Here is a 13,939-nt window from a genome sequence, read left to right on the forward strand (position 1 = left end):
CTCAGATCGTCAGGCCGCCGTCGACGACGATGCATTCGCCGTTCGTGTAGCTCGCGGCGTCCGACACGAGATACAGCACGGTGCCGGCCATTTCGCGCGGCTCCGCATGGCGGCGCAGCGGGATCTTCGCCATCCAGTTCTCGTAGATGTCCTTGTCGGCGAACAGCGCGCCCGCGAACTTCGTCTTCGTGAGGCCCGGCAGCAGCGCGTTCACGCGGATGCCGAGCGGCCCGCATTCCTTCGCGAACGCCTTCGTCATGTTGACGACCGCGGCCTTCGTGATCGAGTAGATGCCCTGCCGGTCGCCCGGCTGCAGCGCATTCACCGACGCCGTGTTGACGATCGCGCCGCCGCCGTGCGCCTTCATCAGCTTGCCGGCCTCGACCGACATGAAGAAGTAGCCGCGGATGTTCACGTCGACCGTCTTCTCGTACGCGGCGAGGTCGGTATCGAGGATGTGCCCGAAATACGGGTTCGCGGCCGCGTTGTTCACGAGGATGTCGAGGCGGCCGTGCTTGCCGCGGATGTGCTCGAACGTCGCGGCGATGTCCTCGAGCCGCCCGACGTGGCAGGCCAGCGCCTCGGCGCGGCCGCCTGCCGCGACGATCTCGTCGGCCACGGCCTGGCAGTCGTCGAGCTTGCGGCTCGACACGATCACGTGCGCGCCCTGCTCCGCGAGCAGTTTCGCGATTTCCTCGCCGATGCCGCGGCTCGCGCCCGTCACCAGTGCGATCTTGCCCGTCAGGTCGAACAGATTCGTTGCCATGTTGCTGTGCTCCTCCATTGATGTGTTGTCCTGCCGCTGCCCGGTGAAACCGGCGGTTTCAGCGATGCGCGTCGATCACGCCGACGGCCAGTTCGGCGAGCCGCCCGGCCATCGCGCCGACGCGCAGCGCCTGCTCGCTCGACGCGTTGCCCTGCAGCGCGCGCGCCTTCACGCCCTGCGCGATCGACGCGAGCCGGAAGAAACTGAATGCGAGGTAGAAGTGCCAGTCGCGGATCGGCTCGATGCCGCGCAGTTCGCAATAACGCGCGACGATCGCCGCTTCGTCCGGCACGCCGAGTTCGGCGCGATCCTGGCCCGCGAGCCCGCGCACCTGCCCGCCGGACGGCAGCCGCAGGCACATGCAGAGATACGCGAGATCGGCGAGCGGGTTGCCGAGCGTCGACAGTTCCCAGTCGAGCACGGCCTGCACGCGATAGCTGTCGCGCGCGAACATCAGGTTGTCGATCCGGAAGTCGCCATGCACCAGCGCCGGCCGCCCCGTGTCCTCGGGGCACGCCTTCGGCAGCCAGTCGATCAGCGTTTCCATCGCGTCGAGGCGCTCCGTTTCCGCCGCGCGGTACTGCTTCGTCCACACGCCGATCTGGCGCTCGAAGTAGTTGCCCGGGCGGCCGTAGTCGGCGAGGCCCACCGCGTCGACGTCGATGTCGTGCAACGCGGCCATCGTCTGCAGCAATGCGTCGTAGCACACCGCACGATCGGCCTTCGGCAGTTCCGGCAGCGCGGGATCCCAGAAGATCCGGCCGTCCTCGTAGCTCATCACGTAGAACATGCTGCCGATCACGTCGCGGTCTTCGCAGAGGTGATACGGACGCGCGACCGGCACCGCGGTGCCCGACAGCGCGCTCAGCACGCGGAATTCGCGGTCGACCGCGTGTGCGGATTTCAGCAGTTCGCCCGGCGGCTGGCGGCGCAGCACGTAGCGGCCGCTCTTCGCGTGCAGCAGGAAAGTCGGATTCGACTGGCCGCCGGCAAACTTCTCCGTGTCGACCGGGCCTTCGAAGCCCGGCACGTGCGCTTCCAGATAGCGCGTGAGGCGGGCTACGTCGAGTTGCTGGGTAGGGTTCGTCATCGTCGCGATCGTTCGTGGGTCAGCCGTAGGTTCGCAGCGCATGTCGTTCGGGATCCTCCAGATGCGGGATGCCGTTGAACGACGCGAGGTGAAACGCATCGGCGTTGAAGAAAAACTGCGAAAGACTGCTGTTGCGGATCTGCAGGTTCAGCGCGATCGCGCTCGACGGCGGCGCGGCCAGCACCTGCTGCACGGTGACCGCGATCGGGCCGCCGGAGCTCACCGCCAGCACGCGCTGGCCGCCGCCGTGGCGGATGGCCGCACGGGCATCGGCCACGCGCTGCTGGAAGTGCGTCCAGGTCTCGGGGGCCGAATCGCCGAGCCGGTCTTCCGACCAGAGCTGCAGCACCTGCCGAAGCGCGCGGAAATGCTCTTTCATCGAGCCGGCCGCGAGGCGGGCGATGTCCGGGTAGTCGTGCGCGGCGGCCGCGAACAGCCCGTGGAAGTCGTATTCGTTCAGGCCCGGGTGGCGCTCGACCGGCGCGCCTTCGCGGCCCATCCCGCGCAGGATCGCGTCGACCGTCTGCGCGTGGCGGTTCAGCGTGCCGCAGATCACGCGGTCGAATGTGAGCGCTTGCTGCGCGAAGTATTCGCCAAGCCAGACGCCCTGCTGCTCGCCCGCCGCGGACAAGCGGTCGTAATCGTCCGTGCCGAAGGACGCCTGCCCGTGCCGTATCAGAAAAAGTTCAGCCATCGCCTGCCCGCCAGATCAGAAGGATTCAGCATAGGGGGCGGGGACGCATTTTTAAACTTTATTTTCTGAATCAGAGGGTATTCATTTCGTGAATCCCCCCCGCTCCGGACCTTGCCGCTGTTCGGCCCGCATCATCGCGGCACACGCATTGCTCCAATCGCCTCCGGCGGGAGAACCGCGATGTCCAATCCAGGAGGGGTGCGATGCTCGGTACGATCCTTATCATCATTCTGATTCTCATACTCATCGGTGCATTTCCTGCATGGCCCCACAGCCGAAGTTGGGGCTACTGGCCCTCGAGCACCGTCGGGCTGGTCGTCGTCATTGTCGTGATACTGGTGCTGCTCGGCCAGATCTGAGGCAGCAGCGCGCCAGCCGGGCGGGCAGAGGCCCGTGTGAAACAATCGCTGCCGGCCATACCGGAACGTGCCCATCCTCGTGCCGGGATGGACGGCAGTCGATTCACGAGCATGAAGTCCATCGTATGCGATGCCTTTCAGCCCCCTCGTCAGCCGGGCTGAAGCGCGGCCCGGTCATGTGGAATATTTGCCGTCTGCGGCAGAAGCAGGCGTACGCAGCACGATCTTGCCGATGTGGCGGCCGGAATCCATCAGCGCGTGCGCCGCGCTCGCATCGCGAAGATCGAAGGTCCGGTAGACCTGCGGCTTCACCGTGCCCTGGCGGATCAGCGGCCACACGGCGTCCTCCAGCTCGCGGATGAGCTGCGCCTTCTCCGCGTAGGTGCGCGAGCGCAGCGTCGAGCCGATGTGCGTGAGGCGCTTGGTCAGCATCGGGAACAGGTCGAGTTCCTTCGCGGGCCCGTTGATCACGCCGATCTGGACGATGCGGCCGTTCACCGCGGCTGCCGCGAAATTGCGCGCGACGTAGTCGCCGGCGATGATGTCGACGATCACATCGACGCCCTTGCCGTCGGTGAAACGCTTGACCGCTTCGACGAAATCCTCGTTGCGGTACTCGACCGCGAGATCCGCGCCGAGCCGCAGGCTTGCTTCGCGCTGGGCTTCCGAGCCCACCGTCGTGATGATGGCCGACGCGCCGAACGCCTTCGCCAGCATCGTCGCGGTCGTGCCGATGCCCGACGCGCCGCCGTGAATCAGCACGCTGTCGCCGGCCGCGAACCCGCCGCGCTGGAACAGGTTCAGCCAGACCGTCATGAAGGTTTCGGGCATCGCCGCCGCTTCCGTCATGTCGAGGCCGTCGGGGATCGCGAGCGTATTGCTTTCGTTCGCCACCGCGTATTCCGCGTAGCCGCCGCCCGGAATCAGCGCGCAGACTTCGTCGCCGATCGCGAAGCGCGTGACGTCGCGGCCCACCGCGACGACTTCGCCGGCAACCTCGAGACCGGGAATGTCGGACGCGCCGGGCGGCGGATCGTACAGCCCCTTGCGCTGGAACACGTCGGGGCCGTTCACGCCGGCCGCATGAATGCGGATCAGCACTTCGTCGTGGCCCGGCGACGGCACGGGACGCGTGGTCGGCACGAGCACGTCGGGGCCGCCGGGACGCACGATTTCGATCGCCGTCATGCGGGCGGGCAGGTTTTTCACGTCATCAGTCACGATATGATCCTCAACGTTCGTCGATGCGCGGCCGATTCGCGGATCATCCTCGAATCGCGGCATCGCAATGGGTGTGAAGACAGTCTAGGGACGGTGCCGCACGCGGGCACGCAGTGAATTGCCGAACGAGGAATGCAAAAATGCATCAGTCAGCACAATCGATGAACTGGGACGACGCACGCGTGTTTCTCGCGATTCATCGCGACCGCACGTTGCGCCGCGCGGCGCAAACGCTCGGGGTCGACCAGGCGACGGTCGGGCGCCGGCTCGCGCAACTCGAGCACATGCTCGGCGCCACGCTGTTCCTGCGCTCGTCGAAGGGCTACCTGACTACGCCGGTCGGCGAGCTGGCGCTGCGCGCCGCCGAGGCGATGGAGCAGCACGCGCACGAGCTTGTCCGGCTGACGCAGGGCGTCGACCGGCGGCTCGCCGGCGAGGTCAAGATCACGACGACCGATGCGCTCGCGCTCGAATTCGTGATGCCGTCGATCGCGCGGCTGCATGCGAAGCATCCCGACGTGTGCGTGTCGCTGAACACGTCGACCCAGATCCTGAACCTGGCGAAACGCGAAGCCGACATCGCGGTGCGCACCGTGCGGCCCGACAACCCCGATCTCGTCGCACGCCGCCTCGCCTGCTGGGACATGGGCCTGTTCGCTTCGCACGACTACCTGCAACGGCACGGCGAACCGGCGCGCGGCAGCGCGTTCGCGGGGCACGACCTGGTCGTCTACCAGCCGTATGTCGACGCGAGCCGGAAGCCGGCGATCGCCGGCGAGCCGATCGATGCAGGTCGCATCGTCGGGCGGATGAATTCGAGCCTGATGATGCGCGCCGCGCTGCGCTCGGGCCTCGGCATCGGCGAAATGCCGGTACACATGGGCGAACGCGACGGCCTCGCCCGCATCTGGCCCGCGCAGATGCGGGAATCGCCCTACGAGGTCTGGCTCGTCACGCATCGCGACCTGCGCCACACCGCGCGCATCCGCGCGACGATCGACGAGATCGTGTCCGCGTTCGACACGCATCGGTAAACACGCCGGCGCACACCGCCGCCCGGCCTCCGTTCGACGGCGTTTCCCATGCGGTAGTATGGCGACTCGATGGAAACCCCGATGGACGCATACGAATGGCCCAGCCTGATCTCCCGCCCCCTTCCAGCGTCGGCCAGGATGCCCAAGCGCTCGTCCTCATCGCCGAGGACGAACCCGAGATCGCCGAGATCCTGGCCGCCTATCTCGCGCGCAACGGCCTGCGCACCGTGCACGCGGCCGACGGCCGCCGCGCACTGGAACTGCACCTGCAACTGAAGCCCGACCTCGTACTGCTCGACGTGCAGATGCCGCACGTCGACGGCTGGAAGGTGCTTGCCGAAATCCGTCATCGCGGCGACACGCCCGTGATCATGCTGACCGCGCTCGACCAGGACATCGACAAGCTCACCGGCCTGCGCATCGGCGCCGACGACTACGTGGTGAAGCCGTTCAATCCCGCCGAAGTCGTCGCGCGCGCGCAAGCGGTGCTGCGCCGTTCGATGGCCGGCGCCCGCCAGGAGGAGCAGCGCGTGCTGCGGGTCGCGCCGTTCGAGATCGATCTCGAACACCACGAAGCGACGGTCGAAGTCGGCGGCGAACGGCACACGCTCGTGCTCACGCTGACCGAATTCAAGCTGCTCGCGCAGCTCGCACGCGCGCCGCGCCGCGTGTTCAGCCGCGCCGAGCTGATGGCCACCTGCCTGCCGGAAGGCGACACGCTTGAGCGCACCGTGGACAGCCACGTCAGCAAGCTGCGCAAGAAGCTGGACGACCTCGGCGTGCAGGGCGTGCCCGCCAGCGTGCGCGGCGTCGGCTACAAGCTGTGGAGCTGAACGTGAAGCTCGATGGCCTGAGCCGGCAGATCGCGCTGACGATGGCCGGGATGGTATTCGGCGTGACGCTGCTGATGGTGCTCACCGCCACCGTCTTCTACTACGTCGCGTTCAACTACTGGCCCGCGCATTTCAACACGAAGAACTGGCTGCCGACCGCGCCGGAATGGCTGTGGCTGATCGCGACCACGTCGGTCGGCCTCGTGCTGTCGGTCGCGGTCGCCGTCAATCTCGCGCGCCGCATCCTCGTGCCGCTGAATTCGGTCACCGACAGCATTCGACGCGTCGCGCGCGGCGATCTCGGCGCGCGCGCCGTTGCAGGCGACCGCTCGCTGCATGAAGCCGCGCTGCTCGCCGACAACTTCAACGCGCTCGCCGACGAACTGCAGCGCGTGACCAACGAACAGGCGATCTGGAATGCGGCGATCGCGCACGAGCTGCGCACGCCCGTCACGGTGCTGCGCGGGCGCCTGCAGGGGCTCGCCGAAGGCGTGTTCAAGCCCGACGAAGCACAGTTCCGCAGCCTGCTCGCGCAGGTCGAAGGGCTGACGCGGCTGATCGAGGATCTGCGCGTGGTCAGCCTCGCGGATGGCGGCCACCTGAGCATCGAGATCCGCGACACCGATCTTGCCGCCGAGGTGCGCGCCGTGGTCGACGTATTCGCCCACGCGATGCATGCCGCCGGCCAGCATCCGGTGCTCGATCTCGATCCGCGGCCCATGCACTGCGACCCGGTGCGCCTCCGCCAGGCGCTGCTGGCGCTGCTGGAAAACGCACGCCGCCATGCGGTGCCCGGCACGATCCGGATCCAGACATGCGTCGAACGGGGAATGTGCCGGCTGCGCGTGGAAGACGACGGCCCCGGCATCCCGGCCGATTTCGCGCCGCACGTGTTCAAGGCATTCCGGCGCGCCGACGAGTCGCAGCCCGGCGGCAGCGGCCTCGGGCTCGCCGTCGTCGCGGCGATCGCGCATGCGCATCATGGCGAAGCCGTCTGCGTGCCGACCGGCGCCGGCGGTACGCGGTTCGAAGTGCAGTGGCCCGAGAACCTCGTGCCGGCGCCCGAGAACGAGCGCTTTCCGGCTTAAGACGCCCCTGCCTTTACGCCTTTACGCCGTCACGCCGTCACGCGCCCGGTTCGCGCCCGACCTGTTCGAGCGGCGGGTTGAACCCGAGCACCGTGTACTCCCGCACGGATACCTTCCCTTTCCCCGCCGCGCCCTGCACGACGACCGCGCGCACCGCGCCGGCGCGGTCGAATTTCAGGCGGGTGCCGACGGTCGCGTTGCGCAGCGCCTCCAGTTCCTCGATCCGCGCGATCGCCAGCTTGCGCACCGCGCCGGACACGTACACCGGCAGGAACACCAGCGCGATGAAGATCGACACCGCGTCCTTCGACGCAGTGTCCAGCACCGGCTGACCCGACATCACGAGCGACAGCGACGTCGCCGCGACGAAGATCGCGAGCACGGTCGCGCCCACGCCGAGCGACGAGAACCGCTCGGCCGCCTTCTTCATGCGTGCCTTCGCGAGCGCGCGGGTGGTCGCGGAGGGCACCAGCCATTCGCGCTGCGCGCCGTGGTACCCGGCGAAGCCGAGGAACAGCGTCGCGACGGCGCTGACGGCGATGCTGGTGTACAGCGCGTCGAACAGCGTGCAGAGGAATTCGAGCACGAACACGATCACCGGCGGCCACAGCAGCAGACGGAACGAATAGCCGTCGCGGCCATGCCCGCGGATCCACCATTTCACCGGTGGCAGCGCCCAGAAGCGGCTCTCGCGGCGGAGTGAAAGTTCTTCGTCGTCGGTCAATTCTTCACCTGTGGCGTTCCATTGCGTCGGGTACGACCGATGCGGTTGATGCGGCTGAAACGGGAATGAATACCTGGGGTTATCGATTGATCCCAAAGATTCATTAGACAGTGTCTCCGCCGCCGCGCGATGCTGGCCCGGCCAGTGAACGCGGCGTCATTGCCACGCCGCGCACGAGAATGGAGTGAGACACATGCCTAACGACCACCGTCAACGGCGCCACACGCTGTGGCTGCTGTGCGCGCTTTCGTTCATCCTCTACGTCGACCGCGTCAACCTCGCGACCGCGGCCGGCGCGATCAAGGCCGAGCTCGGCCTGTCGAATACCGAACTTGGCGTCGCATTCTCCGCGTTCGCGTATTCGTATGCAATCTGCCAGATCGGCGGCGGCTGGATCGCCGACCGGTTCGGCGCCCGCATCACGCTGATCGGCTGCGGGCTGATCTGGGTCGTGTCGACCTTCACGACCGGGCTCGTGCACAGCCTCGGGCTGCTGTTCGCCGCGCGCCTGCTGCTCGGCATCGGCGAAGGCGCGACGCTGCCCGCCCAGGCCCGCGCGATCACCCACTGGTTCCCGCGCGAGCGGCGTGGCGTCGTGCAGGGCTTCACGCATTCGTTCTCGCGGCTCGGCAACGCGGTCACGCCGCCGATCGTCGCCGCGCTGATGACCTGGCTGTCGTGGCGCGCCGCGTTCTTCGTGATCGGCGCGGTGACGCTCGTGTGGCTCGCGTGGTGGATCGTCGGCTTCCGCGAACATCCGCTCGGCGACGAGGCAGGCCACGGCCGCACGCGCGCCGCCCGCCCCGCGCCGCCTGCCGGCCCGACGCCGTGGGGGCCGCTGTTCCGCCGGATGGCGCCGACCATCTTCGTCTACTTCTGCTACGGCTGGACCGCTTGGCTGTTCTTCACGTGGCTGCCGACGTTCTTCCTGAACGGCCAGGGCCTGAACCTGAAGTCGACCGCGCTGTTCGCGTCGGGCGTGTTCTTCGCGGGCGTGGTCGGCGACACGCTCGGCGGCTGGCTGTGCGACCGCATCTACCGGAAGACCGGCAACCTCGCGCTGTCGCGCCAGAGCGTGATCGTCGCGAGCTTCGTCGGCGCGCTCGTGTGCCTGCTGCCGCTCGCGGTCGTGCACTCGACGGCCGGCGTCGCGCTGTGCCTGTCGGGGTCGTTCCTGTGCCTCGAATTGACGATCGGGCCGATCTGGGCCGTGCCGAGCGATATCGCGCCGACCCACGCGGGCATCGCGAGCGGGATGATGAACGCGGGCTCCGCGATCTCGGGGATCCTGTCGCCGATCCTGTTCGGCTATCTCGTCGATCGCACGGGAAGCTGGACCGTGCCGTTCGTCGGCTCGGTCGCGATGCTGCTGATCGGCATCGTCGCCGCGCTGCGGATCCGCCCGGAACGCACGCTGGCGGAATCGATGCCGGCGCTCGCCGACGCGCCCGCCGCGCCGTCGGCGCATTGAGGCGGTTCGCTTCGGGTTCGCCTGCCTCCCGCGTCTCGCCAGCGGCACCATCGCGCTTCACTGCGTTCCGCGATGGTGGTGCATTAGCGGCGCGGCTGGCTCGGTTGGCTCGGTTGGCTCGGTTGGCTCGGTTGGCTCGGCTGGCTCGGCTGGTTCGGTCTGCTCGGCTGGCTGGGCTGATTCGGCCGGCTCGGCTGTTTCGGCCACCGTGGCTGATTCGGCCAGCGCGGCCGGCGCGGCTGGCTCGGCCGCCGCGGCTGGCAAACCACACCGTTACGCGTCGTCGTCATCTCCGGCTCCTTCCCGGTGAAACAGCGCGAGAAACTGCTGCGCGGGGATGCTGAGCGGCCGGTCGCGCCGCACGAGGCTGCCGTACGACGGCAGCTTCTGTTCGAGCGTGTAATCGACGATCGCGACGAGCCCGTGCTCCGCATTGCGCCGCGCCACCGTCAGCGGAATTACGCCGAGCATCGGCGAACGGTCCACGAGGTTCATCGTGGTCAGGATCGACCCCGTTTCGACCAGCCCGCGCGGCATCGGCTGGTGCCGCGCGCGGAACTCGCGCTCGACCACCTCGCGCGCCGGGCTGCCGGCCGGCTGCAGGATCCACGCGTAATCCAGCAGCGCATCGAATGCCACCGGCCCCGCGCCCGCGAGCGGATGGTCGCGGCCCGCGATGATCGCGAGCGCCTCGTCGTCCACCACGCGGAAGCAGCAATCGGTCCCGACGTGGCGCCCGATCACCACTTCGAGCACGCCTTCAAGAAGCTGCGGCATCAGCCGGTCGCTCGTATCCACCGCGATGTCGATCGCCAGCAGCGGGTAACGCGCCTTCAACTGCACCAGCGCCTCGGTGAGCCGCCCCGGCGACGCCGCCATGATGCTGCCGATCGCGAGCCGCCCCGCGCTGCCGAGCTGCAGTTCGCCGAGCTCGCGGTTCAGCGCCTCCACGCTGCCGCGGATCCCGCGGAAATAGCCGAGCACGCGTTCGCCGGCCGGATTCAGCACGAGCCCGCGCCCGACGCGATCGAACAGCCGCTGGCCGAGCGCGCTCTCCAGCTCGGCCAGCATCTTCGTCGCGGCCGGCTGCGTGAGGCCCATCTGGTCGGCTGCCGCGCGCAGCGTCGAGCATTCGTCCACGGCCAGCAGCAGCGCGATCTGGCGCATGCGCAGCCGGTTCAGCAACTGCGGCGTCGAATCTCGTCGGTCGATCGAGCCCATCTCCTATTACTCCAGGTTATCGATTCATCAAGAGTTTTCAATTTACCGACTCATTCCGTCTACCTAGCATCAACCCCATAGACCAACGGCTTCGCGCCGCCACCGGAGACACCGCATGCACACCCCCTCGTCCACCGCCGCCCTGCCCGTCGTCGCGCTGACGCTCGGCGACCCCGCCGGCATCGGCGCCGAACTGATCGCGAAACTGCTCGCACGCCCCGACGCAACCGCTCGCGCGAATCTCGTGCTGATCGGCGATCGCTGGCTGTGGGAAGCCGGCCAGCGCATCGCCGGCGTCACGGTCGACGTCGAACCCGTCGCGTCGCTCGCCGCCGCGCGCGGCCGGCCGTCGACCGCGCGCGCCGCGTTCGTCGCCATCGACACGATCGATCCGGCCGACGTCACGGTCGGGCAGCCCGGCGCGGCCGGCGGCCGCTCGACGCTGACCGTGCTCGACCTGTGCCTCGACGCCGCGCTCGCCGGCGACATCGACGCGATCTGCTTCGCGCCGCTGAACAAGTACGCGATGAAGCTCGGCGGGCTGAAGCACGAGGACGAGCTGCACCACTTCGCCGAAGCGCTCGGCGTGACCGGCTACTTCTGCGAATTCAACACGCTCGGCGAGCTGTGGACCGCGCGCATCTCGTCGCACATTCCGCTGAAGGATGCGCCGGGCTACCTGAGCATCGAGCGGATCGAACAGGCATCCGAACTGATCTACCGGTCGCTGCTCGCGAACGGCGTCGCGGCGCCGAAGGTGGCGATCGCCGCGTTCAACCCGCACGGCGGCGACGGCGGCAGCTGCGGCCGCGAGGAAGTCGACATCATTGAGCCGGCGGTGCGCAAGCTGCAGTCGCGCGACTGGCCGACCGACGCGCCGTTCCACGGCCCGTTCCCCGCCGACACGATCTTCCTGAAGGCCCAGGCCGGCGACTACCAGGCGATCGTCACGATGTACCACGATCAGGGGCAGATCGCGATCAAGCTGCTCGGCTTCTCGCGCGGCGTGACCGTGCAGGGCGGGCTGCCCGTGCCGATCACGACGCCCGCGCACGGCACCGCGTACGACATCGCGGGCCGCGGCACGGCCGACGTCGGCGCGACCTGGCAGGCGCTGCAGATCGCCTGCCGGATGGGCGCCGCGCGCCGCACTTCCACCGTTTCGGCGTGACGTTCGCGCGCCTTCCACACACGACAACATCGATTACCGGAGACACCGTCATGAAGATCCGTTCCGTACGCGCCCGCGTATTCCAGTGGAAAGGCAAGACCGTTCCGCCGCAGGGCAACTTCTGCTCGAACGCGATGGACCTGCTGTACGCGCCGCAGGAAACGATGAGCACGTTCCGCTTCCACGCGTGGACGGTCGTCGAGGTCGAGACCGACGACGGCATCGTCGGCCTCGGCAACGTCGCGCTCGCGCCGCATGTCGCGAAGGCGATCATCGACCAGTACCTCGCGCCGCTCGTGATCGGCCAGGACCCGTGGGACTACGAATACCTGAACCAGCGGATGTATCGCGCAACCCACGCATGGGGCCGCAAGGGCATCGGCATGGCGGCGATCTCGGCGGTCGACATCGCGATCTGGGACATCCTCGGCAAGAGCGTCGGCAAGCCGGTGTTCAAGCTGCTCGGCGGCCGCACCAAGGAAAAGATCCCCTGCTACTACTCGAAGCTCTACCGCACCGACCTGAGAGAGATGCAGGACGAGGCGCAGCGCTACCTGAAGGAAGGCTTCCGCGCGTTCAAGATGCGCTTCGGCTACGGGCCCGCACACGGGCAGCAAGGCGTGGCCGAGAACCTGAAGTCGGTCGCGGCGATCCGCGAAGTGATCGGCTACGACAACGACCTGATGCTCGAGTGCTACATGGGCTGGAACCTCGAGTACGCGAAGCGCATCCTGCCGAAGCTCGAGAAATACCAGCCGCGCTGGCTGGAAGAACCGGTGATCGCCGACGACATCGACGGCTACGCGGAACTGAACCAGCTGACGCGCATTCCGATCTCCGGCGGCGAGCACGAGTTCTCGCTGTACGGCTTCAAGCAGCTGCTGGATCGCAAGGCCGTGTCGGTCGTCCAGTACGACACGAACCGCGTCGGCGGGATCACGATGGCGCACAAGATCAACGCGCTATGCGAGGCGTACAGCGTGCCGGTGATTCCGCATGCGGGCCAGATGCACAACTACCACCTGACGATGAGCACGCTCGCTTCGCCGATGAGCGAGTACTTCCCGATGTTCGACGTCGAGGTCGGCAACGAGCTGTTCTATTACATCTTCGACGGCGAGCCGGTGGCCGAGAACGGCTTCGTGCAACTGCGCGACGACGTGCCGGGCCTCGGCCTCACGCTGAAGACCGAGTTCCTCGACCAGTTCGACATCGTCGAGTGAGGCCGATCATGAACGCACGCTACCAGGGCGTCTTTCCGGTCGCGCCGACGATCTTCGACGCGCGCGGCGCGCTCGATCTCGACGGCCAGCGCCGCTGCCTCGACTTCATGATCGATGCCGGTTCGCAGGGCATCTGCATCCATGCGAATTATTCGGAGCAATTCGCGCTCGGCGACGACGAACGCGACCTGATCACGCGCACCACGCTCGAACACGTCGCGGGCCGCGTGCCGGTGATCGTCACGACGTCGCACTTCAGCGCGCGGATCTGCGCGGAACGCAACCGGCACGCGCAGGCACTCGGCGCGGCGATGGTGATGGTGATGCCGCCGTACCACGGCGCGACGTTCCGCGTGCCCGAAGCGCAGGTGCGCGCGTTCTTCCGCGAAGCCGCCGACGGCCTCGACATTCCGCTGATGATCCAGGACGCGCCCGCGAGCGGCGTCGCGCTGCCGGCCGCGCTGCTCGCGTCGCTCGCCCGCGAGATCGACGCGGTGTCGTACTTCAAGATCGAGACGGCCGGCGCCGCGTCGAAGCTGCGCGAGCTGATCGCGCTCGGCGGCGATGCAATCGAGGGGCCGTGGGACGGCGAGGAAGGCATCACGCTGCTCGCCGATCTCGATGCCGGCGCGACCGGCGCGATGACGGGCGGCGGCTATCCGGACGGGATTCGCCGGATCACCGACGCGTATTTCGCCGGCCGCCGCGACGAAGCGGTCGAGCAGTACGCGCGCTGGCTGCCGCTGATCAACTACGAGAACCGCCAGTCCGGCTTCCTGACCGCGAAGGCGCTGATGCGGGAAGGCGGCGTGATCGCGTGCGACCAGCCGCGCTCGCCGTGGCCCGAACTGCATCCGCAGGTGCGTGCCGGTTTGCTCGACGCGGCGCGGCGGCTCGATCCGCTCGTGCTGCGCTGGGGGCGCTAGTCGCTCGACATCGATTCAACCGCGCAACGCCGCAGGGCGTTGCGCATCGGCGGCCGGTGCGACACCGGCGCGTCACGGCGTGACAGCGGTTCATCAGAAGACCGCCGCCGCCCATCAC

Annotated in this window: 14 protein-coding genes; 8 read left to right on the top strand and 6 right to left on the bottom strand. The window is 68.0% G+C overall.

The features are described from left to right. Position 1: 1 nt before the first annotated feature. The 3 genes from G3N64_RS03655 to G3N64_RS03665 are packed head-to-tail and all read right to left on the bottom strand — an operon-like array spanning position 2 to position 2,550. Complete coding sequence (locus G3N64_RS03655) at positions 2 to 766, bottom strand: SDR family oxidoreductase (protein ID WP_205782440.1); 765 nt, start codon at positions 764 to 766, stop codon at positions 2 to 4. 58 nt (positions 767 to 824) lie between these two features. After that, positions 825 to 1,856 (bottom strand): phosphotransferase, encoded by a 1,032-nt coding sequence (locus G3N64_RS03660; protein ID WP_205782441.1) that lies wholly within the window; start codon positions 1,854 to 1,856, stop codon positions 825 to 827. A 19-nt stretch (positions 1,857 to 1,875) separates the two neighbouring features. Next, entirely contained in the window at positions 1,876 to 2,550 is a 675-nt protein-coding gene (locus G3N64_RS03665; protein WP_205782442.1) for a histidine phosphatase family protein, read from the bottom strand. Between the two features lie 203 nt (positions 2,551 to 2,753). Here G3N64_RS03665 and G3N64_RS03670 point away from each other — a divergent pair, with 203 nt between their 5' ends. Then, positions 2,754 to 2,909: a DUF3309 family protein gene (locus tag G3N64_RS03670; RefSeq protein ID WP_205782443.1), complete on the top strand. Its 156-nt coding sequence runs from the start codon at positions 2,754 to 2,756 to the stop codon at positions 2,907 to 2,909. Between the two features lie 174 nt (positions 2,910 to 3,083). On the opposite strand, the gene G3N64_RS03675 is transcribed toward G3N64_RS03670, so the two are convergent. After that, entirely contained in the window at positions 3,084 to 4,097 is a 1,014-nt protein-coding gene (locus tag G3N64_RS03675) for an NAD(P)H-quinone oxidoreductase (RefSeq protein WP_205782493.1), read from the bottom strand. A gap of 173 nt (positions 4,098 to 4,270) precedes the next feature. Between G3N64_RS03675 and G3N64_RS03680 the strand changes: the two genes are divergently transcribed. The 3 genes from G3N64_RS03680 (at position 4,271) to G3N64_RS03690 (ending at position 7,085) form a co-directional block, all read left to right on the top strand. Next, on the top strand, positions 4,271 to 5,164 hold the full coding sequence (locus G3N64_RS03680; protein ID WP_241020757.1) for a LysR family transcriptional regulator: 894 nt from the start codon (positions 4,271 to 4,273) through the stop codon (positions 5,162 to 5,164). A gap of 95 nt (positions 5,165 to 5,259) precedes the next feature. Continuing rightward, a complete protein-coding gene (locus tag G3N64_RS03685) occupies positions 5,260 to 5,997 on the top strand; it encodes a response regulator (protein WP_205782444.1) in 738 nt (245 codons plus the stop codon). A 2-nt stretch (positions 5,998 to 5,999) separates the two neighbouring features. Then, the gene (locus G3N64_RS03690; RefSeq protein WP_205782445.1) at positions 6,000 to 7,085 is read left to right on the top strand and encodes an ATP-binding protein; all 1,086 of its coding nucleotides are present in this window, start codon (positions 6,000 to 6,002) and stop codon (positions 7,083 to 7,085) included. Between the two features lie 37 nt (positions 7,086 to 7,122). Here G3N64_RS03690 and G3N64_RS03695 read toward each other — a convergent pair whose 3' ends face one another. Then, positions 7,123 to 7,809, bottom strand: a complete 687-nt coding sequence (locus G3N64_RS03695) for a hypothetical protein (RefSeq protein WP_205782446.1) — start codon at positions 7,807 to 7,809, stop codon at positions 7,123 to 7,125. Positions 7,810 to 8,002: 193 nt separating this feature from the next. On the opposite strand from G3N64_RS03695, the gene G3N64_RS03700 reads away from it, so the two are divergent. Further along, on the top strand, positions 8,003 to 9,280 hold the full coding sequence (locus tag G3N64_RS03700; protein ID WP_205782447.1) for an MFS transporter: 1,278 nt from the start codon (positions 8,003 to 8,005) through the stop codon (positions 9,278 to 9,280). 273 nt (positions 9,281 to 9,553) lie between these two features. Here G3N64_RS03700 and G3N64_RS03705 read toward each other — a convergent pair whose 3' ends face one another. Then, positions 9,554 to 10,501 carry a LysR family transcriptional regulator gene (locus tag G3N64_RS03705; RefSeq protein ID WP_205782448.1) on the bottom strand — a complete coding sequence of 316 codons (948 nt, stop codon included), beginning with the start codon at positions 10,499 to 10,501 and terminating at the stop codon, positions 9,554 to 9,556. A 115-nt stretch (positions 10,502 to 10,616) separates the two neighbouring features. On the opposite strand from G3N64_RS03705, the gene G3N64_RS03710 reads away from it, so the two are divergent. From G3N64_RS03710 to G3N64_RS03720, 3 genes are read left to right on the top strand one after another with little or no spacing between them, the layout of a single operon-like run. Then, positions 10,617 to 11,672, top strand: a complete 1,056-nt coding sequence (locus tag G3N64_RS03710; RefSeq protein WP_205782449.1) for a 4-hydroxythreonine-4-phosphate dehydrogenase PdxA — start codon at positions 10,617 to 10,619, stop codon at positions 11,670 to 11,672. Positions 11,673 to 11,722: 50 nt separating this feature from the next. After that, positions 11,723 to 12,895, top strand: coding sequence for an L-rhamnonate dehydratase (locus G3N64_RS03715; RefSeq protein WP_205782450.1), 1,173 nt, complete (start codon positions 11,723 to 11,725; stop codon positions 12,893 to 12,895). Between the two features lie 8 nt (positions 12,896 to 12,903). Beyond that, on the top strand, positions 12,904 to 13,821 hold the full coding sequence (locus G3N64_RS03720; RefSeq protein ID WP_205782451.1) for a dihydrodipicolinate synthase family protein: 918 nt from the start codon (positions 12,904 to 12,906) through the stop codon (positions 13,819 to 13,821). Positions 13,822 to 13,939 lie beyond the last annotated feature (118 nt).

Source organism: Burkholderia sp. Ac-20344 (assembly GCF_017104975.1).
GTDB lineage: Bacteria > Pseudomonadota > Gammaproteobacteria > Burkholderiales > Burkholderiaceae > Burkholderia.

Bases quoted from the DNA above. Each gene is read 5' to 3' on its own strand.
- G3N64_RS03655 (WP_205782440.1), bottom strand. From the start codon at position 766: ATGGCAACGAATCTGTTCGACCTGACGGGCAAGATCGCACTGGTGACG.
- G3N64_RS03660 (WP_205782441.1), bottom strand. From the start codon at position 1,856: ATGACGAACCCTACCCAGCAACTCGACGTAGCCCGCCTCACGCGCTAT.
- G3N64_RS03665 (WP_205782442.1), bottom strand. From the start codon at position 2,550: ATGGCTGAACTTTTTCTGATACGGCACGGGCAGGCGTCCTTCGGCACG.
- G3N64_RS03670 (WP_205782443.1), top strand. From the start codon at position 2,754: ATGCTCGGTACGATCCTTATCATCATTCTGATTCTCATACTCATCGGT.
- G3N64_RS03675 (WP_205782493.1), bottom strand. From the start codon at position 4,097: ATGACGGCGATCGAAATCGTGCGTCCCGGCGGCCCCGACGTGCTCGTG.
- G3N64_RS03680 (WP_241020757.1), top strand. From the start codon at position 4,271: ATGCATCAGTCAGCACAATCGATGAACTGGGACGACGCACGCGTGTTT.
- G3N64_RS03685 (WP_205782444.1), top strand. From the start codon at position 5,260: ATGGCCCAGCCTGATCTCCCGCCCCCTTCCAGCGTCGGCCAGGATGCC.
- G3N64_RS03700 (WP_205782447.1), top strand. From the start codon at position 8,003: ATGCCTAACGACCACCGTCAACGGCGCCACACGCTGTGGCTGCTGTGC.
- G3N64_RS03705 (WP_205782448.1), bottom strand. From the start codon at position 10,501: ATGGGCTCGATCGACCGACGAGATTCGACGCCGCAGTTGCTGAACCGG.
- G3N64_RS03710 (WP_205782449.1), top strand. From the start codon at position 10,617: ATGCACACCCCCTCGTCCACCGCCGCCCTGCCCGTCGTCGCGCTGACG.
- G3N64_RS03715 (WP_205782450.1), top strand. From the start codon at position 11,723: ATGAAGATCCGTTCCGTACGCGCCCGCGTATTCCAGTGGAAAGGCAAG.
- G3N64_RS03720 (WP_205782451.1), top strand. From the start codon at position 12,904: ATGAACGCACGCTACCAGGGCGTCTTTCCGGTCGCGCCGACGATCTTC.